The organism is Microbacterium sp. STRO-2N, from assembly GCF_057747775.1.
The window spans coordinates 872,432-896,040 of sequence record NZ_CM173223.1 but is presented as its reverse complement, the minus strand read 5'-3'; the positions used below and the strand labels follow the sequence as shown (position 1 = coordinate 896,040).

Below are 23,609 nucleotides of genomic sequence, written 5' to 3'. Positions count from 1 at the left end.
GTGATCGACGCACTCCGGGGCCGTACGAGCGAGGTGCCGCTGCGGCCGACTCGCGCCCGGCCGGCACCCGCCCCTGCCGCCGAAGCAGCGAAGACCACGCTGGCCCCGCGAGCGCCCCAGACCGCACAGGCCACGGATGCCGCACCCCGCATCCGCCAGCTCACACCGGCAGAGGCGGCGGACGCGCATCGCACCGGCGCCATCCTGCTCGATGTGCGTGAGCCGTTCGAGACGGCACAGGGTGTCATCCCGGAATCCGTGCTGATCCCCCTCGCCGACGTGCTCGCCGAACCCGAGCGCGCCGGCCGCGGACCGGTGGTGGTCGTGTGCCAGGTCGGAGTACGCGCGCAGCGCGCGGCTGCGACGCTGCGCGCGGCGGGGGTCGAGGCGTCCGTCCTCGCCGGCGGCATGGCGGCGTGGCAGCGTGCCGGCGCGCCGGTGACGGTGCCCGCGTGAGCGACCTGCGCACGGTCGAGCAGCATCTCGACACCGTGCTCGCCGCCGCAGCGCTCCTCGAGGCCGAGCGGGTCCCGCTCGACAATGCCCACGGCCGCACGCTGCGCGAGCCGGTCCTCGCGGCGGTCGACCTCCCCGCCTTCGACAACTCCGCCATGGACGGCTTCGCCGTGCGCTTCGCGGATGTGACGGATGCCGCGCCCGACGCCCCCGTCGCGCTCGAGGTCGTCGCGGACCTGCCCGCCGGAACGGCCGACGACCCTGCGCTCGCGCCCTGTCAGGCCGCACGCATCATGACCGGCGCACCCGTGCCGGCCGGCGCCGACGCGATCGTGCCGTTCGAAGACACCGTGGGCGGCCTCGCCGACTCGCTCGGCACGATCACGGTGCTGCGCGCTCCGCGCGGCTCCGGCGCGCACATCCGCCGGGCCGGCGAGGACGCCCGTGCCGGCGACGAGGTGCTCACCGCGGGCGTGCTCCTCGGCCCGCTCCAGGTCGCCGCGATCGCGGCCGCGGGAGTCGCAGAGGTCGTGGTGACGCGTCAGCCGCGCGTGGCCGTGATCTCCACCGGCAGCGAGCTCGCCGAGCCGGGGTCGCCGCTCCGGCGCGGCCAGATCCCCGAGTCGAACAGCAGAGTGCTGAGCGCCCTCGCGACCGAGGCCGGCGCCGTCGTCGTCCGCCGCGCGAGCGTGACCGACGAGGGAAACGAGCTCGACCGAGTCCTCGCGGAGGTGACCGATGTGTCCTCGCGCGAGCGCGCCGACGTCGTGGTGTTCTCCGGCGGCGTGAGCGCCGGAGCGTACGAGGTCGTCAAGACGAGCCTCGCCGGCAGCATGGCGTTCTCGAAGGTCGCGATGCAGCCCGGCAAGCCGCAGGGCTTCGGGCGGCTCCCGGACGCCACGCTGCTCTTCGGACTCCCCGGCAACCCGGTGAGCGCAGCCGTGTCGTTCGAAGTGTTCGTGCGCCCCGCGCTGCTGAAGATGCAGGGCCGTCGCGACCTCCTGCGCCCCGTCTTCGCCCTGCCTGCCGCCACCGGCTGGCGCACCCCGCCGGGACGCCGTCAGTACCTGCCCGTCACGATCGAACGCGCGGACTCGCGCGCGTGGAGCGTGCGCCCGGCCACGACCGGGGGCTCGCACCTCGCCGGCGGACTCGGCCGCGCCGAAGCATACGCAGTGGTACCCTCCGACGTCGACGTCGTCGAGGCCGGCGACGTCGTCGATGTCATGCTGATCTCATGAGCACCGAGAACCCGCCCGCGTTCACGCATCTCGACGAATCGGGCAATGCGCGCATGGTCGACGTCACGCTCAAGCAGCCGACCGTGCGCTCGGCGACCGCCCGGGGCTTCGTGCGCTGCGCGCCCGACGTCGTCACCGCTCTGCGCGACGGCACCGTGCCCAAGGGCGATGTGCTGGCGGTCGCCCGGATCTCGGGTATCCAGGCCGCCAAGCGCACACCCGAGCTGCTGCCCCTCGCCCACGTCATCGGCGTGCACGGTGCGGCGGTCGACCTCGCGATCGAAGACGCCGGCGTCGCGATCGAGGCGACGGTCCGCACCGCCGACCGCACCGGAGTCGAGATGGAGGCGCTCACCGCGGTCTCGGTCGCGGCTCTCGCGATCGTCGACATGGTGAAGGGCCTCGACAAGGCGACGTCGATCGACGACGTCCGCATCGTCTCGAAGACCGGCGGCAAGAGCGGCGACTGGCACCGGCCGGACGAGGCATGACGACCGTCCCCAGCCTGCTCGAGGGCGGCCTCGGCGCGATCCTGCTCGCCGGCGGCCGCGCCACCCGCGTCGACGGCGCGAACAAGCCGCTCTTCGAGGTCGGCGGGCGCACCCTCCTCTCGGCCGCCGTGACGGCGGCGACGGATGCCGGAGCCCGGCCCGTGACGGTCGTCGCACCGATCCTCGACCCGGGCCTCGACGTCACGTGGGTGCGGGAGGACCCGCCGTTCGGCGGCCCCGCCGCCGCGATCGCCGCCGCCCTCGCGTCATGGCCTGCGACCGACGACCCGGAGTGGACCCTCGTGCTCGCCTGCGACCTCCCCGCGGTCGAGGCGGCGGTGCGCCGGCTCGTGACCGACCTCGTCCTCCTGCCCGCCGACACCGACGGCATCTGCCTCGGCGACTCGTCGAGCAGGCCCCAGTGGCTGACCGGCGCGTACCGCACGCGTGCGCTGCGGGCCGCGGCATCCGTCCTGCCGGATCACGGCCGGGACGCACCCGTACGGGCACTCATCGAGGACCTCGCCGTCGCGGTCGTCGCCGCCGACGACGCCCTGACCCGCGACGTCGACACGTGGCAGGATCTGGAAGAGGCCCGCGCACGCGCCGGCGACGCGCGAGCCGACACGGCCGACACCGCATCGGAGGAATCATGAGCGAGCAGAACCGCACCCTTCCGCCCGAGGCGCTCGACGCGTGGGCCGCCGCGCTGCGCGAGAGGTTCGGGCTCGCCGAGGCCGACGTGCCCGTGGCGGCGGTGCTCGACCTCGCCCGCGATGTCGCGAACGGCGTCGCGCGGCCCGCCGCCCCGCTGGGCGCCTTCGTTGCGGGCCTGGCCGCCGGCCGTGCCGGCGCGGATCCCGCCGAGGTGCGTGCTGCGCTCGCGGCCGTCACCGAACTGGCCGAGGGGTGGGACTCCTAGTGGCCGTCGTCCGCTACTTCGCCGCCGCCCAGGAGGCGACCGGCCTCGACACCGAGCGCCGCACCGAACCTACGCTGGGCGAGCTGCGACGAGCCGTGTCGGTCGCGCATCCCGGACTCGGCGGCATCCTCCCCCGCTGCGCCGTGCTCGTCGACGGTTCGCGCGTCGACGACGACACGCCGCTCGCGGCCGACGTGCTCGTCGACGTGCTCCCGCCCTTCGCCGGCGGCTGAGCTAACCGCCGAGGCCGAGCCAGGTCGCGGTGCCGTCGGACTCGACCTGCTTCTTCCACACCGGCAGGTCGGTCTTGATCGCCTCGATCAGTGTCCGGCACACGTCGAACGCCTCGGCGCGATGCGCGGAGGCGACCGCGATCACCACGGCCGCGTCGCCCACCTCGAGCGTCCCCACGCGGTGCGAGACCGCCACCAGCGCGTTCGTCGAACCCACCGCGGCGGCGGCAAGCCGGGCGAGCGCGGCCTCGGCGTCGGGATGCGCGGAGTACTCCAGCGCGACGACGGCGGTCGAGGCATCCGGATCGTGATCGCGCACGCGCCCCACGAATGTCGTCACCGCTCCCATGCGGGGGTCGTCGACCGCCCGCAGGTGACCGTCGAGGTCGAGCGGCTCGGCACTGATCGCCGCCACGCGCACCGCACTGGCCGAGACGTCCATCAGTGGTCGCCTCCGCCGAGCTGGTCGAGCACGTGGCGGGCGACCGACAGCACCACGGGCATGCCCGATGCCACGCCCGACGGCGAGCCGGGCAGGTTCACAACGAGCGCGCCGTGCGGGTCGACGACCCCGGCGAGCCCACGCGTGAGCATGCCTGCCGGCTTCTCGGCGGCACCGCGGCGGCGCAGCTCCTCGGCGATGCCGGGGACCTCTCGCGTGAGGACGCGCGCCGTGCCCTCGGGCGTCTGGTCGCGCGGCCCCACACCCGTCCCCCCGCACGTGAGGATGAGCTTCGCGCCCGCGACGACCTCGACCGTGAGCGCGCGCTCAACGCTGTCGGCGCCGTCGGCAACGACCACGGCGTCGGCGCAGTCGAATCCGGCCTCCCGCAGAGCGGCGACCGCGATCGGACCGCTCGTGTCCTCTCGGTCGCCCGCGGCGGAGCGGTCCGAGACGGTGATCACAGCGGCTCGGGTCATGCGACCAGCCTATGCACGCACGATCATGCCCGGTGCTCGAGCCGAACGATGACGGACTTCGAGGTCGGCGTGCCGCTGACGTCGGCGACCGAGTCGAGCGGCACGAGCACGTTCGTCTCGGGGTAGTACGCGGCGGCGTTGCCGCGAGGCGTCCGGTACGCGACGACGCGGAACTCCTCGGCACGGCGTTCCTCGAACGTGCCGTCGGGGCGCCGCCACTCCGACACCAGGTCGACGATCTCGTCCTCGGCGAACCCGAGGGCGACGATGTCCTTCGGGTTCACGAGCACGACCCGGCGCCCGCCGTGGATGCCCCGGTAGCGGTCGTCCTTGCCGTAGATCGTGGTGTTGTACTGGTCGTGCGACCGGATCGTCTGCAGCAGCAGCCGTCCGCGCGGGATCCGCGGGTACTCCAGCCGGTTCACGGTGAACCGCGCCCTTCCGTCCGGCGTCGCGAACCGGCGCGCATCGCGGGGCCCGTTCGGAAGGTGGAGCGTGCGGCCCTTGTCGATGCGCTCCTCATAGTCGTCGAAGCCCGGGACGACCCGCTCGATGTGGGCGCGGATGAGCGCGTAGTCGCCCTCGAGGCCCGCCCAGTCCGCGTGGGGGATGTTCCGTTCCCCGGCCGCCCCGAAGAGCAGCGCGCACAACCGCGCGACGATCGCGACCTCGCTCAGCAGGTCGTCCGACGGCGGGGCGAGACGACCGCGGGAGGCGTGCACGGCGCCCATGGAGTCCTCGACGGTGACCTTCTGCTCGCGACCACCGCGCTTGTCGCGATCGGTGCGGCCGAGCGTCGGCAGGATGATCGCCCGCCGTCCGGTCACGACGTGCGAGCGGTTGAGCTTCGTGGAGACCTGGACGGTCAGGCCGACGCGACCCATCGCCGCCTCGACCACTCGCGTGTCGGGGGTCGCCGACACGAAGTTGCCGCCCATGCCCATGAAGAACCGCACGCGTCCGTCGCGCATCGCCCGGATCGCCTGGACCGTGTCGAACCCGTGCGCGCGCGGAGCGGCGAACGCGAACTCGGCGTCGAGGGCGTCGAGGAACGCGGTCGACGGCTTCTCGTAGATGCCGACCGTGCGGTCGCCCTGCACGTTGGAGTGTCCGCGGACCGGGCACACGCCCGCGCCGCGGCGCCCGATGTTGCCCTGCAGGAGCAGCACGTTCACGATCTCGCGCAACGTCGGCACGGAGTGCTTGTGCTGAGTGAGCCCCATCGCCCAGCACACGATCGTCGCCTTCGACTGCCGCACCAGCTCGCCGACGCGGCGCAGCGTCTGCTCGGGCAGACCGGTGGCGGCCACGAACTCGCGCCACGAGGCATCCGTCGTCGCCTGCCGGTACGCGTCGAACCCACTCGTGTGCTCCGCGATGAACTCGTGGTCGAGCACGCCGCCGTGCGTCGCCTCGGCCTCGAGCAGGTGCTTGCCGATCGCCTGGAACAGGGCCTGATCTCCCCCGAGGCGGATCTGCACGAACTCGTCGGCGAGCTTGGTGCCGCCGAACGCGACGCCGCGGACGGTCTGCGGGTTCTCGAACCGCATGAGCCCGGCCTCGGGCAGCGGATTGACGGCGATGATCGTGGCACCGCGCTGCTTGGCCTTCTCGAGCGCCGACAGCATGCGCGGGTGGTTCGTGCCGGGGTTCTGGCCTGCCACGATCAGCAGGTCGGCCTCGTGGATGTCGTCGATCGAGACGGTTCCCTTGCCGATGCCGATTGTCTCGGTGAGCGCCGAGCCGGAGGACTCGTGGCACATGTTCGAGCAGTCGGGCAGGTTGTTCGTGCCGAGCCCGCGCACGAGCAGCTGGTACAGGAACGCCGCCTCGTTCGAGGTGCGACCCGATGTGTAGAAGACCGCCTCGTCCGGATCGTCGAGCGTGCCCAGCTCGTCGGCGATCACGCGCAGTGCGTCTTCCCACGAGATCGGCCGGTAGTGGGATGCCCCGTCCTCGAGCATCATCGGATGCGTCAGCCGTCCCTGCTGCCCGAGCCACCAGTCGTCGTGCGCGCGGAGATCGTCGAGGGAGTGCGCGGCGAAGAACTCGGGCCCGACGCGGCGCAGCGTCGCCTCCTCGGCGACCGCCTTCGCGCCGTTCTCGCAGAACTCCGCGACGTGCCGGCGGTCCTCCTCAGGCCACGCGCACCCCGGGCAGTCGAAGCCGTCCTTCTGGTTGACCTGCCGCAGGGTCTGCACCGACCGCGCCACGCCCATCTGCTCGTTCGCGATCTGCAGTGCGTGCAGCACCGCGGGCACGCCCACCGCGACCTTCTTCGGCCGCGTGACGTGCACCCGGGTCTCGTCGATGTCGGCAGTCGGGGGCTTCGTCGCCATGCTCCCAGGCTATTCCCGCGCGGCACCGCCGGGGTCGGCGGATCCCATTCGACGGGAGTGGGCCGCACGTCGGCAGGTCAACCGCGATCGCGCAGGACGGAATCCTCCCACAGCTCCTGTGGAAGGCCGGTTGACCTGTTGAGCGAACTGGAACGGAACAGACGGATGCCGTGGCCGCGGTGCGCGGTCACCACCATGCGCGCACCGTACCGTGCAGGTCCTCACGGCCCACGGCGCCGCGATCGGGGGCGGACACAGATGTGCGAGAATCCGCGGATGCGGGCCGATTGTCGCCCATGACCCACACGGCTCCCTCAGGCACCGTGACCCGGAACGGGATGTCGCCGCCCGGACGCGCGCCTTCGGCATAGTCCTCGTCGACCGGCTCGCCGTCGACCAGCAGCCGCCCGCTTCCGGCCTCGCAGCACACCACGACGTCGCCGGCGACGCCGACGATCCGTTTCACGAGGACGGCGCCGACCTCGCCGGACCAGCCCTGCCGGTCGCTCAGCAGCACGATGTCTCCGCGCGCCGGAGCGGTCCACCGGTCGTACACGACGAGGTCGCCGCTACGGAGCGTCGGGCTCATGGAATCGTTGCGCACGGTCGCCACCCCGAACGCCGAGAGCAGCACCCCGGCGACGAGGAGCGGTGCGGCCACGGCCACGGCCGAACGCAGCATCCGGTGTCGTCGCGCGCCGCGCGATCGAAGCAACGCGCCCGCCGCGCCCGTGGCTGCCGGGAGTCGTCGCACGTCCGCGAGAGCGGTCACGGCGCTTCCGCGAGGAGCGCCGACATCGCGGAGACCTCGCGCTCCTGTTCGACGAGCACGTGCTTGCCCGATGAGCGCACGAAGGCGTTCGATCCGAGCCGCACCGCCCGCTCCGCCATCTCGAGCGCACCCTCGTGGTGCACGATCATGAGCTCGAGGAACATGCGGTCCGCGGCGTCGCCCACAGCATCATCGAGAGCCGCGAGCTCGGCGGGTGTGGCCATCCCCTTCATCTCGACATGGGCGTGTTCGCCGCAGCCGGTGACGATCGCCGGCGAGGAGCCGTGGGCACCGGCGGCGTGCCCGGCACCCGCCCCCGCCGCGGGTGCTGCGCGCCGCCACGCCTCCTGCCATGCCCGCATGGTCTCGATCTCGGCGGTCTGATCGGCGACGATGAACTCGGCCAGCGCCCGCGTCCGCGCGCGCACGCCGGTCGAGCCGAGGACGAGACGGCTGAGCTCGAGCGCCTGCTCGTGATGCGGGATCATGCCCTCGATGTAGCAGTGGTCCTCGAGGGTCGGGTAGACCGTGGACGCGGCATCCGTCGCCCGATCGGCCGACGCCGCCCGCGGAGCCGCTTCCACCGCCGTCGTCGTTCCGAGCGTCACGACGCCCGCCGCCGCGAGACCCGTCGCTGCAGCGAGCACGACGCCGAGCGCGGCGATCCGGTTGCGCATGGGTATCCCTTCCGAAGAGCGGATGCTGCGGGGCGGCGCCTCACGTGACGCCGCCCCGCAGCCGGGCTCAGGCGTGCGCCTTGACCACCTGCTGACGCCGCTGGTACCACGCGGTGCCCGCGAGTCCGGCACCGGCGACCAGGAGCACGAGGCCCGACAGCGCCCATCGGTTCGCATCGGTGCCCGTCGTCGCGAGCGCTCCGAGGATCGCCGACGGCGACGCGGCCGCCACCGTGAACGTGCCCTCGGCGACCGCCGACGACGTCTGCCCGGTCAGCACGAGCGTGTGCTCGCCGGCGGGCGTGTCGGACGGGACGATGAACTGCGCGGTGACCACGCCCTCGTCATCCGCGATGAACGTCCCGACATCGACCGGCTCGGAGTGCAGCACGGCGCTCACCGTCTCACCGGGGGCGAACCCGCCGGCTGTGGCGGTCTGCGTCCCGCCCGGCGCGACCTCGGCATGGCCGAACGTCACGGGAGCGGCGTCCGGCGTGGGCTCCGCGGTCGGCGGGTCCGTCGGCTCCGTCGTCGGCTGCGCCGTCGGCTCGGTCGTCGGCTCCGCTGTCGGCTCGGTCGTCGGCTCGGTCGTCGGCTGGGCCGTCGGCTGGGTCGTCGGGGTCGGCGTCGGCGACGCGGTGGGCGTGGGCGTGATGTTGGGGTTCGGCACCCCGCGCATGTCGCCGTTGACCCACTTGCGACCTTCGGGGATGTTCGGGTTCTGCGGGGCGAAGTCGCGCGGGTAGAGGGTGAATCCCTGCCAGTGGATCGGCATCGGGCTCTGGTCCTCGTCGCGGTTGATGTGATGGAAGCCCACGTTCACCCACGCCACCGGATCGGTGAGCGACTCGGCATCGGCGATGTAGTCCGTGACCATCTGGCCCGCCTTCGACGGGATGAGGTTGTGACTGGCGTGCAGCTCGTCCGACTTCGCATTCGTGAACGCGATGTCGTAGTCCGTCTCCGGGTTGAGGTTGTACGCCTGATCGCGCGGCACGATGATCTCGTACGAACGGGCGTGGCCGTCCGCGTTGAGGCTCTCGGGGTTCACCACGCGGTACGCCTCGCGGTTCGCCCCCATGGTCTTGGTCTCGGTGGTGACCGGCGTGATCCGGGTGTCGAGGATGGCCGTGTGACCCGTGTCTCCCGTCGTGCCGTGCTCTCCCGTGGGCGTCGTCGCGAACTTCTCGACGACCTGGCTGTCGCCGGAGTCGAGGCCGAAGTCCACGCGCCAGAACGCCGAGTGGTAGTGGTTGACCGCGAAGTCCTCCTGCCCCGGCGCGAGCGGCCAGCCCTGGTTGACGACGTCGACGTAGTCGTTGGGCGACAGGTCGCCGGTCGCGCCCAGGCGCACCGAGATCTCGCCGTCGTCATGGAACCGGTACTCGGTCTGGTACTCGTACCAGCCGATGCGCGACACCGTGTGGAGCACCAGGTCGGTGCCCTGCGCGGCGTACAGCGCGTCCCGCGTGATGTTCGAGCGATAGGCGAGGCCCGAGTCCTCCTCACCGATGCAGACGGCCGGGATCGCTCCCCGCGTCGCATCGACCCACGACGAGCGCACCTCGCCGACGGGGCAGTCGACGGCCTCGATCGCCTGGAGGCGGCGTCCGCCCACCTGGTACGTCGTGACGTCGTTGTACTCCGTGGCGCCGGTGTCGTACGGCACGTTCAGCTGCGCGAGCGCGATCGAGTCGAGCACGAGGATGGGCGCGGCGTCATCGCGCGGCTGATACGCGATCTTGTCGAGCACGAGTCCGCGATACGAGTCGATGCGCCAGCACATCTGCCAGCTCGACCCGGACTCGAGCGTCTCCGAGACGAGCGAGTCGCCCGAGCAGGATGCCTCGGTGACGGTCTGCGCCGAGGCTGCGACCGGGGCGGACAGCACGAGTCCGCCGGCGAGGACGGCCATCGCGAGGCCGGCGCCGAGGACCCGCCGGAGGGGGGTTCGCTTCATGTGGGTGTTCTCCATGGTCATGAGATGGTCAGGACTTCTCGGGTCGACAGGTTGACGACGAAGGTGCTCGTGGTGAGGAAGGTGCCGCCGTCGACCTGGGCGAGCAGCTGCACGCAGCGGTCGATGCCGCACGACTCGGCGCCGAAGGATCCGGCATCCGTCACGAAGGAATGCGCGGTCAGCTCGATCTCGGCCGACGTGGCGGTCAGGACGGAGCCGCCGGTGAGGCTCGCGAACTCGTCGACGACCGACTGGGCCGCGTCGGAGTCCAGAAGCAGCTCCCACGCGAACGACGTCTCGGCGTCGGTCGGCGCCGGCTGCGTGCCCGACGCGCGCTCGACGTTCTCGATCGCTCCGCTGGTGACGTTGACGATCATGCTGACGGTCTCTTCGGCGGCGTAGTCGTAGTAGAGCGACAGCAGCCGCCGCTGCCCGTCGCCGTACGCCTGCGGGTCGGCGACATCGGTCGACAGGAACTGCAGACCCGGTTCGCCGAACAGGTCCTGTCCCGCCGAGAACGCGGGGTCCTGGGCACCGAGGAAGCGGACGTACTCGACCTCGGCGCCGCTGAGCTGGTCGTATGCAGCAGCGATCGTGGTCGGCTTGGCGACCTCTTCGGCCTTCTCGGGGGCGTCCTCGTCGGTGCTGTCGGCGGCGATCGGAGTCGAAGCCGGGGCCTCGGGCGACGACGTCGCCTGAACCGCGGTCTGCGTCGCGAACACGAGCGCGACCGCCGCGGCGCCGGCTGCGACGGCCGAGCCGATGCCGAGGACGCGGGGCGTCAGGAGCCGTGCCCATCGCGGGGACTGCGGGCCCGGAGGAGGTGGATCGCCTCCGGGAGAGTGCTGTGTTTCCGTCACAGGGTTCCTTTCGATGGCATCGAAGTCGCGAGTCGCGGCTGACGACTCGCATCGCGCCGATTCTTCGCTGCGGCCGTTTCCCCGTCGTGTGCTCGCTCGAACGCCTCGCGAAAACGCCATGAGACACCGATGTCCGCGCGGCGGCGAGACGTCTCACGTGCCGTCACGCACCTGAAACACGGTCGGCGGCTGCGTGCAATGCGTCGGCGCTAGCGTCTGGCACGAAGGACGTGTGGCGAGGGAGGACGCGTGAGCGCACTCGCGGATGCGATCAGCAGGGCCCGCCCGAGGGGCGACCTCGGCGCGAGCTCGCCGTTCGCAGGCCTCCGTCGTCGGCATGCTCAGACCATCGACGTCGTCGCCCAATCGGTCGCCGCCACGGCACCCGCCGGAGTCCTCCTGGTGCACCCGGCGGCTGCCTACGCCCGCAGCGGGTCTTTCGGTTTCTTTGACATCGCGATCACGATCGCCCTCGTCATCGGCGTCGCCCTCGTCATCGGGATGTTCGCACGGCGGATCGCCAGCACGGGATCGCTGTACACGTTCGCCGCACGCGGCCTCGGCACGCATGGCGGCCTCATCGCCGGCACGGCTCTCGGCGCCGGCTACCTCGCCGTGGCGATGAACACCCTGCTGTCGGGCTCGTCGCGCGTCGCCCAACTCGTCACCGGCTCGCCGGAGCCCCCGCCGTGGCTCGTGTGCGCGCTCGTCGGCGGGTTCGCGTGCGTGATCGCAGCGGTCGTGGCGCGCGGCCTTCGGGTCTCGACCCGCATCCTGCTCGTGCTCGAGTCGGTCGCCGTGCTGACGGTGATCGGGCTGTCGATCGCTGCCCTCAGCCTGACACGCTGGGACCTCGGCCTGCTCGTCCCCGACTCCGCGGACTTCTCGCTCGACGCGATCGTGACGGGCGTCGCGTTCGCGCTCATCGGGTTCGTCGGGTTCGAGAGCGGCACGGCGCTCGGGCCCGAGACGCGCCGCCCGTACGCGGCGGTGCCGCGCGCGATCCTCGTGAGCGTCGGAGCAACCGGCCTCGTGATGCTCGTCGGCACCGCCGCGCAGCTGTCCATCGTCGCCGAACAGCCCGGGGCGCCGTCGCTGGCCGCGGTCACCGGGCTCGCACCCCTGATCGATGCGATCGTGGCGGTCTCGTTCCTCGCGTGCGCTCTCGCGATGACGAACGCGGCGACGCGGCTCGCTTTCGCGATGAGCCGCGAGGGCCTCCTCCCGGAGGCGCTCGGGCGGGTATCGCGTCGCGGAGTGCCCGCTATCGGCGGTGTGCTTCTCACTGCCGCCGTCACCGCCGTGCCCGTCGTCGTGCTCGCAGTCGGCGGCAGCCGGCAGGACCTGCGGATCGTCACGTCCCCCGTCTCGATCATCGGCTTCCTGGTCGCCTACGCGCTGGTCTGCGCGGCCGCCCCGGCATTCCTCGCTCGGATCGGCGAGCTCACCGCCCGCGCCGGGGTGCTCGCGGCGGTGCCGTTCCTGGGGCTGGTGGGCGTCCTCGGCTTCTATCTCGTCACGGCCTCACGCGACAACCTCGCGGGCCTGATGTGCGCCCTCGCCGGCCTCTGCGCGGTCGCCGCGGCCGGCGCGGTGCGGTTGGCGCGGCATCCGAACGTCGCCGACCGTGTGGGCGTGCACGACTGGCCGGTCCACGGCGACTGCATCGACGGGGCGACACGTCGGTGAGCGCGGCCGGCCTCGCGCGAGAACCGCGCCTGCCCGAGAAGGGCCTGGGGCTGGCGCTCGAGATCCTGGAACAGGTCGCGCGCGAGCAGCACGGCGCGACCGCCGCCGACATCGCGCGCGCGGTGGGCGCACCGCGCGCCACCGTGTACCGCGTCGTCAACTCCCTCGTGCGGGACGAGTACCTGGTCCGCCGCGCGGACTTCTCGGGTTTCATGCTCGGCACGCGCGTGCTCGAGCTCGCGGCGGTCGTCGGCGCTCGTACGCGCCCTGATCACGCTGACGCCCTCGATCGAGTGCGACGCGAGACGGGCGAGGCCGTGCACCTGTTCGGCTTCCATCGCGACGGGCTCGTGCTGCTCGACGAGGACCCGCGTCTGCCTCTCTCGGACGTCGAAGCGCTGCTGTCCGATCCGATTCGCTCCGCCACCGGGCATCTGTGGCTCGTCGAGCACCCCGAGCGCAGGATTCCGCGCGCACCCCGATGGCGCGTCGCGCCCTCGGCCGACGAGCGGCGCGCGATCGCCGAGGCGTACGCGGTCCGCGGCTATGCCGAGCAGGCGGCGATGCTCGCGCCGGATCGTGGCTGTCTGGCCGTCCCCATCCGCGACGAGCACTCCCGCCCCGTCGGAGCGGTGTGCCTCGCGACGACCACGTCGCGCCTGTCGCTCGCCGCACGGTACGTGGGCGCCCTCCGCGACACCGCACGGGCGCTCGCTCCCGCGGAGAGCCTCAGCGAGTGGTGACGAGGCCTCAGCCCGGCGGCACGCCGAGCTCGTCGAGCGCCGCGAGGTCGGCCTCGGCATCCGCCAGCACGCGCCGCGCCGAATCCGCCACCTCGGGGTGCGGGCCGGCGTCGAGGATGAGGGTCACGAGCGCGACCATGCCCGCGAGCTGATCGCGGAGGATCCCGGTGAACTCCCGCTCCGCCGCGGGCGGGATGGCCTCGGCGAGCGCGACCTGCCGGCTCCACGACGGGATGCCGGGCATCTGGGTGTGATCGGCGCCGTGCCCGCCGCAGGGCCCGTCGGTCGGCGGCGTCGCGGGGCGCGCGTCCGCCCACGACACGTACCACTCGCGCAGGCCCTCGAGGTCCTCCGTCGCGCGCTCCTCGACCGTTTCGGCGAAGGCGCGGACGTCGGGCGCGACGCCGTCCTTGCGCAGCAGGGTCTCGGCGAGCTCCGACTCCTCGACCCGGTAGTAGATCATCGCCTCGACGTAGCAGTAGTCGTCGGCGGCGACGGGAGCCGGTGCCGTCGCCGACGCCGCGGGGTCGGCATCCGTTCCTCCCCCGCTCGACGCGGCCACCGCGAGAGCCACCGCCGCACCCGCGGTCACCACGGCGAGCGTCAGCGCGGCGACGGCGACGACCTTGCGCACGGCGGAGCCTTCCGGACGGGACCGATCCGCTCGGGCGTGGGTTTCAGCGCCTGCCTGTGCCGAAGATCCCGCGGATCACTCCGCCCAGTATCGCCTCGGTCGTCTTCGAGTTCAGAATCTGGTCGATCGGCGACTTCTCGGCCGTCCGCGATCGCGACGTGCGGGTGGTGCCGGCGGTCTTCTTGAGCAGCCGCTCGTACTCCTGCTGCGCCTTCTTCTCCGCCGCGGCCTGCGCCTTGTCGATCGCGGCCTGCTGCTTGGCGAGCTCAGCGTCGATCCTCGCCTTCTCGAGCGCGGCCTGCTCGGCCGCCGCCGCCTCGTCGGCGGCCTTCATCTTCGCTGTGAGGATCTCGCGCGCCGACTCGCGGTCGATGGCCGTGCCGTACTTCGCCAGCAGCGGCGAGGCCTTCACCGCCGCCTCGATCGCGGGATCCGGCGTCGGCGACATGAGCCCCTGCGGCGCCCGCAGCCGCGTCCACGCGACCGGCGTGGGCGCACCCTTCTCGCTCATCACGGTCACGATCGCCTCGCCCGTGCCGAGCTCCTGCAACACGCGCTCGAGGTCGTAGCCGGACTTCGGATACGTGCCGACGGTCGCCCGCAGCGCCTTCGCGTCGTCGGGTGTGAACGCGCGCAGCGCGTGCTGCACACGAGAGCCGAGCTGGGCGAGCACGTCGGACGGCACGTCCTTCGGAGTCTGCGTCACGAAGAAGACGCCGACGCCCTTCGAGCGGATGAGTCGCACCGTCTGCACGATCGCGGCGAGGAAGTCCTTCGACGCGTCCTTGAACAGCAGGTGCGCCTCGTCGAAGAAGAACACCAGCTTCGGCTTCTCGGGATCGCCGACCTCGGGGAGGATCTCGAAGAGCTCGGCCAGCAGGTACATCAGGAAAGTCGAGAACAGCGCGGGCTTGTCGATGACCCCGGGCACCTCGAGCAGGCTGATGACGCCGCGCCCGCCGGGCGCCGTGCGGATGAAGTCGGTGACGTCGAACTCGGGCTCGCCGAAGAACACGTCGGCACCCTGGTCGGCGAACGTGATCAGCTCGCGGAGGATCACGCCCGCCGTCGCCGCCGACAGTCCACCGAGCTCCTTGAGCTCGGCCTTGCCCTCGTCGCTCGTCAGATGCGTCAGCACGGCGCGAAGGTCCGACAGGTCGACCAGCGCCAGCCCGTTCTGGTCGGCGTAGTGGAACACCAGCCCCAGACTCGACTCCTGCGTGTCGTTCAGGCCGAGCACCTTGCTGAGCAGCAGCGGACCGAAGCCCGACACGGTCGCCCGCACCGGCACCCCCTTGCCGATGCCGCCGAGCGCGAAGTACTCGGTGACCGATGCCTCCGGCCTCCAGTCCTGCCCGATCCCCTGCGTGCGCGCCAGCAGCTTCTCGCTCGCCTCACCCGGCGTCGCGACGCCCGACAGGTCGCCCTTGATGTCGGCCGCGAACACCGGCACGCCGTTCGCCGCCAGCTGCTCGGCGAGCCCCTGCAGCGTCCGGGTCTTGCCCGTGCCGGTGGCTCCCGCCACCAGGCCGTGCCGGTTCATCATGCCCAGCGGGATCCGGATCTGCGCCTGGGGCACGGGGTCGCCGTTGACAAGGGCGCCGAGATCGAGCGTGGCGGCCTGGAACGTGTATCCCGTGGTGATCTGCTGGACCTCCTCTTCGTTCAGAGGGCCGGCGACGTTCGCACGCGCTGTCGCGTTGTCGGATTCTTGCTCCTGCGCGGCGGAGCTCTCGGTGGGCGCTCCCGCGGGCCCTGAGAACTGCGCGGCCGGGGTCTCGCCCTGTGCTGTCGCAGCAGTTGTATCCGCGCGCCCGGGGTTGCCGGCATCCGTCGCGCCATCAGGCGACTGAGGCGCGGGGGCCGCGGTGGCGGAGGCCTTGGCCTTCGCGGCCTCGGCCTCGGCGGCGGCGAGAGCGGCCTTCGCCTGTGCGGCCTTCAGCTGCGCCTCGGCGGCCTCGGCTTCGGCGCGAAGCCGCTCGAGCTCCGCCTCGGCGGCGGCGACGGCGGGATCGGGCGTGGCGGGGGCGGTCATGCGCTCAGCCTAGCCACGCCCCTCTCGCCGGGGCATCCGTTCTCTCCCGTGCCATCGGCACCGCGAAGGCGGCGGCCACGAGCAGCGCCGCGCCCGCCCCGATCAGCGCGCCGCCGAGCGTGTCACTCAGCCAGTGCGCGTGCAGATACGTGCGGCTGAACGCCATCAGCACGACCCACACCGCACCCGCGACCCCGACCCACACGCGGGGGAAGATCACCACCGCAGCGGCGGCGATCGTCGCCGCGTTGGCGACGTGCCCCGAGGGATACGACCCGTAGTCCGACACGACGAGGATGTCTTCGGGCCTCACCCGCCCGAACAGGTGCTTGAGCACCTGCACGCCGGCCGCCGACACCGCTTCGGCCGCGAGGAAGTAGGCCGCCGCCCACGGCCGCCGCAGCAGGACGAGACCGACCGCCGCGCCGATCGGCACCGCGAGCACGCCGAACCATCCGCCGCCGACCCAGTTCATGACGCGCGAGAACCCGAGGAGCACGGGGTTCCACCACGTGGTGACCAGGGCGTTCCACCACACGTCGACGGCGAACGGCTGGTCGCCGCGCGAGAACACCCACCAGCCGAGCAGGCACGCCAGCGCCACGAGCACACCGCCTGCGACGAGGAACGCGATGACGGACGCCCTCATCCGCCGCTGCCGGTCGATCATCGCCCCATTCTGCCGGGCCCGGCCGCCGATCTGTGAAGATGGGGCCGTGACCCGAGTCGTCGACGTCGTCCGTGCCGTGATCGCGCCCCTCACCCGCACGCGCGTGTTCCGCCGCGTGATCGGGCCCGTCTTCCTCCCGCCGATCGAGCGCTTCGTCGCGTGGCTCTCGCGCGGACGCGTCCAGCTGAGCGCGCTGCTCGTGCCGTCGCTCGTGCTCCATACGGTCGGCGCGAAGTCGGGCGTCGTGCGCGACGTGCCCCTCATGTACACGCCCGACGGCCAGGGCCGGGCGATCGTCGCGGGCACGAACTTCGCCGGCGAGAGGCATCCGGCGTGGACGACGAACCTGCTCGCGAACCCGGATGCCGACATCACGGTGCGCGGACGCCGCATGCCGGTGCGCGCCACACCGATCCCCGACGACGAGCGCGACGCCGCGTGGGCGACGATCGAGCGCCAGTGGCCTGGCTACCGCAACTACGAGCGTGAGTCCGGGCGCACCGTGCGCCTCTTCCGCCTGCAGCCGGTCCGGCCGCGGGACTGACTCAGGGGGTCAGCCGCTCCACCGTGCGGGGGCGGACGATGAACCACAGCGACAGCACGGCGATCACCGAGCACCCGACCATGACCGCGGCCATCGTCGTCGCCGTGATGCCGGCATCCCTCGCGATCCATCCGACGAGGGGCGAGATGAGGCCCGCGACGCCGAAGTTCGATGCGCCGATGATCGACTGCGCGGTGCCGGCGGCCTTGCCGTGCCGGTCGAGGGCGAGCACCTGCACGCACGGGAACGTGAAGCCGCACGCCGTCATGAAGACGAACAGCGGGACGACCGTGCCCCACAGCCCGAGGCCGAGCTGGTCGGTGACGATGATGGCTGCTGCCGCGACCACGAGCACCGCGGTCGACCACGCCATCACCCACTGGGGGCCGAAGCGCGCCGCGAGTCGCGACGCCGTCTGCACGCCGACCACCACGCCCAGCGAGTTGACCGCGAACATCAGCCCGTACTCCTGCGGACTCAGCGCGTAGTCGAGCTGGAACAGGAACGACGAGCTCGACAGGTACGAGAACAGACCGCTGAAGGTCATGCCGCCGATGATCAGCACGCCGATGAAGACGCGGTCGCTCAGGACGCTCCGATAACGCTGCCAGACCGTGGTCGCGCCCCGTTCGTGGCGGCGCGCGGGGGGAAGCGTCTCGGGGAGGAACACCAGCGCCGAGATCAGCATGACGGCTCCATACACCGCCAGCACGGCGAAGACACCGCGCCACGGCATCACCAGCAGCAGCGCCGAGCCGACGAGCGGGGCGAGCACGGGTGCCACGCCCGACACGAGGGCGAGCCGTGACAGCATCACCACGAGGCGCCGGCCGCCGAACAGGTCGCGCACGATCGCGGCGGCCACGACACCGCCCGCGGCGGCACCGGCCCCCATCAGCACGCGCGCGACCGAGAGCAGCTCGAGCGACGGGGCGAGGGCGGCGGCAACGCTCGCGAGGACGTGCAGGGCGGTCACCGCGAGCAGCGGCACGCGACGGCCGACCTTGTCGCTGAGCGGGCCGACGATGAGCTGGCCGAGCGCGAAGCCCACCATCGTGCCGGTGAGCGTGAGCTGAATGGCCGCGGCCGTCGTGTCGAACTCGGCCTCGAGCACCGGGAATGCGGGCAGGTAGAGGTCGATCGTGAAGGGGCCGAGAGCGGTCAGGGCGCCGAGCAGGATGATGTAGAGGACGCGCTTGCGGGCCGGGATCGAGTCGCCCGGGTGCAGCACGATCGGCGCCGTGGCCGGATTGCTCCCCAGCGTGCGGATCGCACCGGTCGAGGTGGGGTGGGGCGCGGCTTGGTTCGGCTTAGACGCGGCGGAGGAGGAGGAGAGGTCTTCGGGACGCTGGACGGGGACGGACGCGGTATCGAGCAACGGTTCCTGGTTTCGGCGGGTGCGTGACAGTGGTCGACGACGGCGGGTCGAATCGATTCGAAGCTCCGATGATACCGCACACAGTCGGCGGCCTCACAGCCGATCGTCGCATGCGCTCGCATAGGATGGGCGGGTGACCCCGACCCCTGCCGACCAGCGCAAGAGCGGCAACCCCGCCACCCAGGCCGAGATCAACCTCACCGTCAAGCAGCAGCGTGAGCAGAAGCGCCAGGCGAAGCTCGCCGAGTATCAGAAGCAGCTCGCCAAGCGCCGCCGCAGCAAGCTCGTGTGGTGGATCGTCGGCGTGACGGCGGCCGTCGTCATCATCGGCCTCATCGTGGCCTCGATCGTCTTCGCACCGGCTCCGCCGAAGCAGTACGAGCCCGGCAGCGACGGCGCCGAGATCGAGGGCGTCGAGACGTTCGAGAACGCCACCGAGCACGTCGAGGGCACCGTCGACTACGAGCAGAACCCGCCCGCCGGCGGACCGCACAACGCCGTGTGGCTGAACTGCGGCATCTACGACCAGCCCGTTCCGAACGAGAACGCCGTCCACTCGCTCGAGCACGGCGCCGTGTGGGTCACCTACGACGCCGACGAGGTCACCGGCGAGGAGCTCGACACGCTCAAGAGCCAGCTGCCGTCGAGCTACGTCGTCCTCTCCCCCTACGACGGCCTCGACTCGCCCATCGTGCTGTCGAGCTGGAACCACCAGCTCAAGCTCGACTCGGCCGACGACGAGCGCATCGGCGAGTTCTTCGAGGAGTACTGGCGCAGCCAGAACGTGCCCGAGCCGGGCGCCGCGTGCACGGGGGCGCTCGACGCACCCGGCAAGCAGTAGGCGGCATGTCAGGCGACGCGACCGCCGAGCGACGTCCGCTGCGCTGGTGGGGGATCGCCCTCGTCCTGCTGGCGATCGCCGCGCTCGCCTTCGCGGTGGGACGCTTCTCGACCTTCGGGTCGCAGGGGCCGGGCACTCCGGGCACAGACTCCCCCGAGGCGGGCTTCTCGCGCGACATGCAGGTGCATCACGCGCAGGCGATCCAGATGGCGATGGAGATCTACCGGAAGACCGACGACGATGAGCTGCGCGTGCTCGCGTACGACATCGCCACCGGTCAGGCCGCGCAGCGCGGCGAGATGTACGACTGGCTCGTGCAGTGGGGGCTGTCGCAGACCGGCGGGCCCATGATGCAGTGGATGGAGGCCGCAGGGGAAGGCCACGCCCACGGCGGCACGGACGGCGAGCCGATGACCGACGAAGAGGCCCGCGAGGCGATGGGCATGGCGACGGATGCCGAGCTCGCGGCTCTCGAGGACGCCACGGGCCAGGAGGCCGACTGCCTGTTCCTCGAGCTCATGATCCGCCATCACGAAGGCGCCATCCCGATGGCCGAGGCGCTCCTCGAGCTCGGCTCCGACCCGCGGGCCCTTCAGGTGGCCGGCAGCATCGAGGCCGGGCAGACGGCCGAGATCGACGCCATGCGGTCGATCCAGGAGCGACTGGGGTGCTCGGGCTGAGCCTCTCCTACCCCTTCGTGCTTCCCGCCAGCAGGCCTCGCACGAAGTAGCGCTGCAGACCGAAGAAGACGATCAGCGGCACGACCAGCGAGACGAACGCGCCCGCGGTCAGCCGCTGCCAGTCCTGACCGCGCGTGCCCACCATCTCCGCCAGGCGCTGCGTGAGTGGCGCGACGTCCTGGGTGCCGCCCGAGAAGATCAGGGCGACCAGCAGGTCGTTCCACACCCACAGGAACTGGAAGATCGCCACCGACGCGATCGCGGGTGTCGCGAGCGGCACCACGACGCGGAAGAAGATCTGGCTGTGGGTCGCGCCGTCGACGCGTGCAGCCTCGATCACCTCGCCCGGAATCTCGGAGATGAAGTTGTGCAGCAGGAAGATCGTCAGCGGCAGCGCGAAGATCGTGTGGGCGATCCACAGCGGCAGGTAGTTCTGCACCGGGATGATGGGGATGACATCGTGAAGCCACTCCTGGCCCGGCCGCAGCCAGATCGCGAAGGTCTGCAGCAGCGGGACGAGCGCCATCTGGATGGGCACGATCTGCAGCGCGAAGATGAAGATGAACAGCCAGTTCGAGAACCGGAACTTCATCCACGCGAACGCGTAGGCGGCCATCGACGCGAACACGAGCGGGAAGATCGTCGCGGGGATCGCGATCGCCAGTGAGTTCACGAAATAGGCGCCCAGCTGCGGCGACGACTGCGACGGCGAGAGCAGGACGTCGCGGTAGTTGTCGAGCGTGAACCCCGGGTTCTGGAAGATCGTCCACCACCCGGTCGTCTGGATCAGCTCGGCCGGACGGAACGACGAGATGAACAGGCCGAACGTCGGGATCGTCCAGAGCACCGCGATGATGAGAGCGGCGACCGTGGCCACGGGAGAGGTCAGGCGTCGCTTGACGCGCGCGGCGGGCCGGGTGTCTTCGGCGGCCTCGCGGTACGCGTCCGGACCGCCTTCGATCGGAAGGTCGACGGGGGCGACGCTGCTCATCGGATCTCCCTCTGCTTGCGGAGCACGTTCACGTTGTAGATGACGATCGGGATGACCAGGAGGAACAGGATCACCGCGAGCGCAGACCCGCGGCCGATCTCGCTCGCGCGGAACGCCTGGACGTACATCTCGTTCGCCACGACGGACGTGTTGAAGTTTCCACCGGTCATGGTGCGGACGATGTCGAAGACCTTCAGCGTCGCGATCGAGATCGTGGTGAGCACCACGACGAGCGCGCCGCGGATTCCCGGAACGGTGACGTTGGCGAACCGCTGCCACGGATTGGTGCCGTCGAGCATCGCCGCTTCTATCTGCTCGGTCGGGATCCCCTTGATCGCGGCGCTCAGCACGACCATCGCGAACCCGGTCTGGATCCAGATCATCACCACGATCAGCAGCACCGTGTTGATCGGGTCGGCCTGCATCCACTGCACCGGCTCACCGCCGAAGGCGACCACGAACGCGTTGAGGAGACCGATCTGCTCGCGGCCGGCGGACCGGTACTCGTACACGAACCGCCAGATGATGCCGGCGCCCACGAACGAGATGGCCATGGGCATGAACACCAGCGCCTTGTAGTACTTCTCGCCGCGGGACTTGTCGATCCACACCGCGTACGCGAGGCCCAGCGCCGTCGAGAAGGTCGGCACGAGCAGCACCCACACGACGGTGTTGATGAGCGTGCGGATCGCCGAGGGCTGGGTGAACATCCACACGAAGTTGGTCCAGCTGAAGTTGCCGGCACTGTCCTGGAACGCCAGGACGGTCGTGCGGACCGCGGGCCACACGAGGCCGACGGCCAGCAGGACCACCGCGGGCAGGAGGAACCAGAGAAGCTGCCACCAGCTCCTCCTGTTGCCGATGCGACGGCCCATCAAGAAGATCAGCAGACCCACGATCGCCGCGAAGATCACCAGGCCCATCACCACCTGGAGGATCTTTCCGACCAGATCACCGGTTGTCATCGATCGCCTCTCTTGCTTCGTCTTCGAAGGGAGCGTGCGGCGCCCGTGACGGGCGCGCGAGGGGTGGGAGCGTGTCCGAGGCGGAAGGGACCGCCTCGGACACGCTCACCTGCGACCTAGCTCGCCGGCCAGCTCGCCTCGATCTCGTCGACCACCGACTGGGTGTCCGCGCCGCCGACCCACTCGACGATGCCCTGCCAGAACGACGCGGCGCCCACGGCGCCCGGCATGAGGTCGGACCCGTCGAAGCGGAACGTCGTCTCGGGATCCTGCAGGATCTCGATCGACTGCACGAGCAGTTCGCTCGAGGCGTTCTCGGGGTCGACGCCCGTGTTGGCGCTGATCACGCCGCCGAGACTGACGCGGTTGTTCGCCCACGTGTCGCTCGACAGGTACGCGCGCACCGCCTCCACCTCTTCGGCGTCGCGGAACGCGACGGGGAACTCGCCACCGCCGGTGACCGACAGCGGGTCGTCGGCGTTGACCGGAGGCAGCAGGAAGCCGAAGACATCTCCGTTCGAGGCGACCGTGACCTCGTCACCACCCTCCGGGTTCCAGAACGTCTCGTAGAACGAGGCCTGGTGGTGCAGCGAGCACTCGCCGTCGAGGATCGGCAGGCCGGCGTCCTGGAACGCCGTGCTGATCTGCGTCGAGACGTCGCCGAAGCCGCCGTTGACCATGTCGTCGTTCCTGAGGTACTCCCCGACCGCGTCGAAAGCCTCCACGACCTGCGGGTCGTTGAACGGGATGCCGTGCGTCACCCACTGGTCGTAGACGTCGGGGCCGTGAAGCCGCAGCATGTAGTCCTCGATCCAGTCGGTGCCCGGCCAGCCGGTCGCCTCACCGGACTCCAGACCCACGCACCAGGGCTTGTGGTCGCCCGCCGCGGCGATCTCCTCCGACAGTGCCGTCAGCTCGTCGAGCGTCTGGGGGATCTCCCAGCCGTTCTCCTCGAACTCGGTCGGCGAGTACCAGACGTAGCCCTTGATGCTGGCCATCAGCGGTGCTGCATAGAAGGTGCCGTCGTACGTGCCGTAGGTCTTCCAGTCCTCCGACCAGAACTCGTCGACATTCGCCTCGACGGCCTCGGAGGCCGGGATCAGCCAGCCGCCTTCCGCGAGACGCGCGAGCAGGCCGGGCTGCGGCACGATGCCGATGTCGGGGGCGTTGCCGCCTTCGGCGAGCACCGCGATCTGCGCCTCGAACTCGCTCGAGCCCTGATAGTCGATCTCGATCCCGGTGCACTCGGCGAAGTCGCTCCACGACTCCACCAGGCGGTCCGCTTCGAGGTCGAGGATCGTGCCGCCGATCGTGACGGCGGCGTCCTCGAAGGTGCCGTACTCCTCGTAGTCGGAGCAGTCGACCTCTCCGCCGCCTTCCTCCATGTCGCCGGTGCATCCGGCCAGGGCGAGGGTCGCGATGCCCGCTCCCGCCAGTGCAGTCAGCACGCGACCGCGTCTGTGAATCCTCATGCGTCCTCCTCATCGAGATCGCGGAGCGTCCGTGGCGGCCTCCGCGCGTTCCGTCGGGAACCGATTCCATGTTCACGCTAGGGGATGCCGCCGAG

25 protein-coding genes are annotated in these 23,609 nt (G+C 71.2%); 11 read left to right on the top strand and 14 right to left on the bottom strand.

Annotation, left to right across the window (positions count from 1 at the left end; all coding sequences use genetic code 11):
- Positions 1-33: 33 nt before the first annotated feature.
- Genes AC3ANN_RS03950 through AC3ANN_RS03925 form a run of 6 tightly spaced genes read left to right on the top strand, consistent with a single transcriptional unit; the run spans position 34 to position 3,343 of the window.
- Complete coding sequence (locus tag AC3ANN_RS03950; RefSeq protein ID WP_488340907.1) at positions 34-456, top strand: rhodanese-like domain-containing protein; 423 nt, start codon at positions 34-36, stop codon at positions 454-456.
- Positions 453-1,697 carry a molybdopterin molybdotransferase MoeA gene (locus AC3ANN_RS03945; protein WP_488339703.1) on the top strand — a complete coding sequence of 415 codons (1,245 nt, stop codon included), beginning with the start codon at positions 453-455 and terminating at the stop codon, positions 1,695-1,697. The genes AC3ANN_RS03950 and AC3ANN_RS03945 overlap by 4 nt, the downstream gene beginning before the upstream one ends.
- The gene (moaC, locus tag AC3ANN_RS03940; RefSeq protein WP_488339702.1) at positions 1,694-2,188 is read left to right on the top strand and encodes a cyclic pyranopterin monophosphate synthase MoaC; all 495 of its coding nucleotides are present in this window, start codon (positions 1,694-1,696) and stop codon (positions 2,186-2,188) included. Before AC3ANN_RS03945 ends, moaC begins: the two co-directional genes overlap by 4 nt.
- The gene (mobA, locus tag AC3ANN_RS03935; RefSeq protein WP_488339701.1) at positions 2,185-2,844 is read left to right on the top strand and encodes a molybdenum cofactor guanylyltransferase; all 660 of its coding nucleotides are present in this window, start codon (positions 2,185-2,187) and stop codon (positions 2,842-2,844) included. The genes moaC and mobA overlap by 4 nt, the downstream gene beginning before the upstream one ends.
- Positions 2,841-3,110, top strand: coding sequence for a DUF6457 domain-containing protein (locus AC3ANN_RS03930; protein ID WP_488339700.1), 270 nt, complete (start codon positions 2,841-2,843; stop codon positions 3,108-3,110). The genes mobA and AC3ANN_RS03930 overlap by 4 nt, the downstream gene beginning before the upstream one ends.
- Complete coding sequence (locus AC3ANN_RS03925; RefSeq protein WP_488339699.1) at positions 3,110-3,343, top strand: MoaD/ThiS family protein; 234 nt, start codon at positions 3,110-3,112, stop codon at positions 3,341-3,343. The genes AC3ANN_RS03930 and AC3ANN_RS03925 overlap by 1 nt, the downstream gene beginning before the upstream one ends.
- Position 3,344: 1 nt before the next feature.
- On the opposite strand, the gene AC3ANN_RS03920 is transcribed toward AC3ANN_RS03925, so the two are convergent.
- The 7 genes from AC3ANN_RS03920 to AC3ANN_RS03890 all read right to left on the bottom strand — a co-directional run bounded on the left by AC3ANN_RS03920 (position 3,345) and on the right by AC3ANN_RS03890 (position 10,872).
- Positions 3,345-3,785, bottom strand: a complete 441-nt coding sequence (locus tag AC3ANN_RS03920; RefSeq protein ID WP_488339698.1) for a molybdenum cofactor biosynthesis protein MoaE — start codon at positions 3,783-3,785, stop codon at positions 3,345-3,347.
- A complete protein-coding gene (locus tag AC3ANN_RS03915; RefSeq protein ID WP_488339697.1) occupies positions 3,785-4,264 on the bottom strand; it encodes a MogA/MoaB family molybdenum cofactor biosynthesis protein in 480 nt (159 codons plus the stop codon). Before AC3ANN_RS03915 ends, AC3ANN_RS03920 begins: the two co-directional genes overlap by 1 nt.
- 23 nt (positions 4,265-4,287) lie before the next feature.
- The gene (locus AC3ANN_RS03910; RefSeq protein ID WP_488339696.1) at positions 4,288-6,603 is read right to left on the bottom strand and encodes an FdhF/YdeP family oxidoreductase; all 2,316 of its coding nucleotides are present in this window, start codon (positions 6,601-6,603) and stop codon (positions 4,288-4,290) included.
- Between the two features lie 187 nt (positions 6,604-6,790).
- Entirely contained in the window at positions 6,791-7,285 is a 495-nt protein-coding gene (gene lepB / locus AC3ANN_RS03905) for a signal peptidase I (RefSeq protein ID WP_488339695.1), read from the bottom strand.
- An 86-nt stretch (positions 7,286-7,371) separates the two neighbouring features.
- On the bottom strand, positions 7,372-8,052 hold the full coding sequence (locus AC3ANN_RS03900) for a DUF305 domain-containing protein (protein ID WP_488339694.1): 681 nt from the start codon (positions 8,050-8,052) through the stop codon (positions 7,372-7,374).
- A gap of 67 nt (positions 8,053-8,119) precedes the next feature.
- Positions 8,120-10,012 (bottom strand): copper amine oxidase, encoded by a 1,893-nt coding sequence (locus AC3ANN_RS03895; RefSeq protein ID WP_488339693.1) that lies wholly within the window; start codon positions 10,010-10,012, stop codon positions 8,120-8,122.
- 17 nt (positions 10,013-10,029) lie between these two features.
- Positions 10,030-10,872, bottom strand: coding sequence for a hypothetical protein (locus AC3ANN_RS03890; protein WP_488339692.1), 843 nt, complete (start codon positions 10,870-10,872; stop codon positions 10,030-10,032).
- A gap of 249 nt (positions 10,873-11,121) precedes the next feature.
- Between AC3ANN_RS03890 and AC3ANN_RS03885 the strand changes: the two genes are divergently transcribed.
- Together AC3ANN_RS03885 and AC3ANN_RS03880 are read left to right on the top strand one after the other, a co-directional pair.
- Positions 11,122-12,561, top strand: a complete 1,440-nt coding sequence (locus AC3ANN_RS03885) for an APC family permease (RefSeq protein WP_488339691.1) — start codon at positions 11,122-11,124, stop codon at positions 12,559-12,561.
- Complete coding sequence (locus AC3ANN_RS03880; RefSeq protein WP_488339690.1) at positions 12,558-13,304, top strand: IclR family transcriptional regulator; 747 nt, start codon at positions 12,558-12,560, stop codon at positions 13,302-13,304. Before AC3ANN_RS03885 ends, AC3ANN_RS03880 begins: the two co-directional genes overlap by 4 nt.
- Before the next feature lie 7 nt (positions 13,305-13,311).
- On the opposite strand, the gene AC3ANN_RS03875 is transcribed toward AC3ANN_RS03880, so the two are convergent.
- Genes AC3ANN_RS03875 through AC3ANN_RS03865 form a run of 3 tightly spaced genes read right to left on the bottom strand, consistent with a single transcriptional unit; the run spans position 13,312 to position 16,643 of the window.
- Positions 13,312-13,938 carry a DUF305 domain-containing protein gene (locus AC3ANN_RS03875; RefSeq protein WP_488339689.1) on the bottom strand — a complete coding sequence of 209 codons (627 nt, stop codon included), beginning with the start codon at positions 13,936-13,938 and terminating at the stop codon, positions 13,312-13,314.
- Between the two features lie 43 nt (positions 13,939-13,981).
- On the bottom strand, positions 13,982-15,973 hold the full coding sequence (locus AC3ANN_RS03870) for a helicase HerA-like domain-containing protein (RefSeq protein WP_488339688.1): 1,992 nt from the start codon (positions 15,971-15,973) through the stop codon (positions 13,982-13,984).
- 4 nt (positions 15,974-15,977) lie between these two features.
- The gene (locus AC3ANN_RS03865; protein ID WP_488339687.1) at positions 15,978-16,643 is read right to left on the bottom strand and encodes a phosphatase PAP2 family protein; all 666 of its coding nucleotides are present in this window, start codon (positions 16,641-16,643) and stop codon (positions 15,978-15,980) included.
- A 46-nt stretch (positions 16,644-16,689) separates the two neighbouring features.
- Here AC3ANN_RS03865 and AC3ANN_RS03860 point away from each other — a divergent pair, with 46 nt between their 5' ends.
- Positions 16,690-17,187, top strand: a complete 498-nt coding sequence (locus AC3ANN_RS03860; protein WP_488339686.1) for a nitroreductase family deazaflavin-dependent oxidoreductase — start codon at positions 16,690-16,692, stop codon at positions 17,185-17,187.
- A gap of 1 nt (position 17,188) precedes the next feature.
- Here AC3ANN_RS03860 and AC3ANN_RS03855 read toward each other — a convergent pair whose 3' ends face one another.
- Positions 17,189-18,565, bottom strand: coding sequence for a multidrug effflux MFS transporter (locus tag AC3ANN_RS03855; RefSeq protein WP_488339685.1), 1,377 nt, complete (start codon positions 18,563-18,565; stop codon positions 17,189-17,191).
- A gap of 133 nt (positions 18,566-18,698) precedes the next feature.
- Here AC3ANN_RS03855 and AC3ANN_RS03850 point away from each other — a divergent pair, with 133 nt between their 5' ends.
- Together AC3ANN_RS03850 and AC3ANN_RS03845 are read left to right on the top strand one after the other, a co-directional pair.
- A complete protein-coding gene (locus AC3ANN_RS03850) occupies positions 18,699-19,406 on the top strand; it encodes a thioredoxin-like domain-containing protein (protein WP_488339684.1) in 708 nt (235 codons plus the stop codon).
- 5 nt (positions 19,407-19,411) lie between these two features.
- Positions 19,412-20,086 (top strand): DUF305 domain-containing protein, encoded by a 675-nt coding sequence (locus AC3ANN_RS03845; protein WP_488339683.1) that lies wholly within the window; start codon positions 19,412-19,414, stop codon positions 20,084-20,086.
- 7 nt (positions 20,087-20,093) lie between these two features.
- On the opposite strand, the gene AC3ANN_RS03840 is transcribed toward AC3ANN_RS03845, so the two are convergent.
- The 3 genes from AC3ANN_RS03840 to AC3ANN_RS03830 form a co-directional block, all read right to left on the bottom strand.
- Entirely contained in the window at positions 20,094-21,077 is a 984-nt protein-coding gene (locus AC3ANN_RS03840; protein WP_488339682.1) for a carbohydrate ABC transporter permease, read from the bottom strand.
- Entirely contained in the window at positions 21,074-22,042 is a 969-nt protein-coding gene (locus AC3ANN_RS03835; protein ID WP_488339681.1) for a carbohydrate ABC transporter permease, read from the bottom strand. Before AC3ANN_RS03835 ends, AC3ANN_RS03840 begins: the two co-directional genes overlap by 4 nt.
- A 116-nt stretch (positions 22,043-22,158) precedes the next feature.
- A complete protein-coding gene (locus tag AC3ANN_RS03830) occupies positions 22,159-23,514 on the bottom strand; it encodes an ABC transporter substrate-binding protein (RefSeq protein WP_488339680.1) in 1,356 nt (451 codons plus the stop codon).
- Positions 23,515-23,609: the final 95 nt, after the last annotated feature.

Bases quoted from the DNA above. Each gene is read 5' to 3' on its own strand.
- moaC (WP_488339702.1), top strand. From the start codon at position 1,694: ATGAGCACCGAGAACCCGCCCGCGTTCACGCATCTCGACGAATCGGGC.
- mobA (WP_488339701.1), top strand. From the start codon at position 2,185: ATGACGACCGTCCCCAGCCTGCTCGAGGGCGGCCTCGGCGCGATCCTG.
- AC3ANN_RS03930 (WP_488339700.1), top strand. From the start codon at position 2,841: ATGAGCGAGCAGAACCGCACCCTTCCGCCCGAGGCGCTCGACGCGTGG.
- AC3ANN_RS03920 (WP_488339698.1), bottom strand. From the start codon at position 3,785: ATGGACGTCTCGGCCAGTGCGGTGCGCGTGGCGGCGATCAGTGCCGAG.
- AC3ANN_RS03915 (WP_488339697.1), bottom strand. From the start codon at position 4,264: ATGACCCGAGCCGCTGTGATCACCGTCTCGGACCGCTCCGCCGCGGGC.
- AC3ANN_RS03910 (WP_488339696.1), bottom strand. From the start codon at position 6,603: ATGGCGACGAAGCCCCCGACTGCCGACATCGACGAGACCCGGGTGCAC.
- lepB (WP_488339695.1), bottom strand. From the start codon at position 7,285: ATGCTGCGTTCGGCCGTGGCCGTGGCCGCACCGCTCCTCGTCGCCGGG.
- AC3ANN_RS03900 (WP_488339694.1), bottom strand. From the start codon at position 8,052: ATGCGCAACCGGATCGCCGCGCTCGGCGTCGTGCTCGCTGCAGCGACG.
- AC3ANN_RS03895 (WP_488339693.1), bottom strand. From the start codon at position 10,012: ATGAAGCGAACCCCCCTCCGGCGGGTCCTCGGCGCCGGCCTCGCGATG.
- AC3ANN_RS03870 (WP_488339688.1), bottom strand. From the start codon at position 15,973: ATGACCGCCCCCGCCACGCCCGATCCCGCCGTCGCCGCCGCCGAGGCG.
- AC3ANN_RS03865 (WP_488339687.1), bottom strand. From the start codon at position 16,643: ATGATCGACCGGCAGCGGCGGATGAGGGCGTCCGTCATCGCGTTCCTC.
- AC3ANN_RS03845 (WP_488339683.1), top strand. From the start codon at position 19,412: ATGTCAGGCGACGCGACCGCCGAGCGACGTCCGCTGCGCTGGTGGGGG.
- AC3ANN_RS03840 (WP_488339682.1), bottom strand. From the start codon at position 21,077: ATGAGCAGCGTCGCCCCCGTCGACCTTCCGATCGAAGGCGGTCCGGAC.
- AC3ANN_RS03835 (WP_488339681.1), bottom strand. From the start codon at position 22,042: ATGACAACCGGTGATCTGGTCGGAAAGATCCTCCAGGTGGTGATGGGC.
- AC3ANN_RS03830 (WP_488339680.1), bottom strand. From the start codon at position 23,514: ATGAGGATTCACAGACGCGGTCGCGTGCTGACTGCACTGGCGGGAGCG.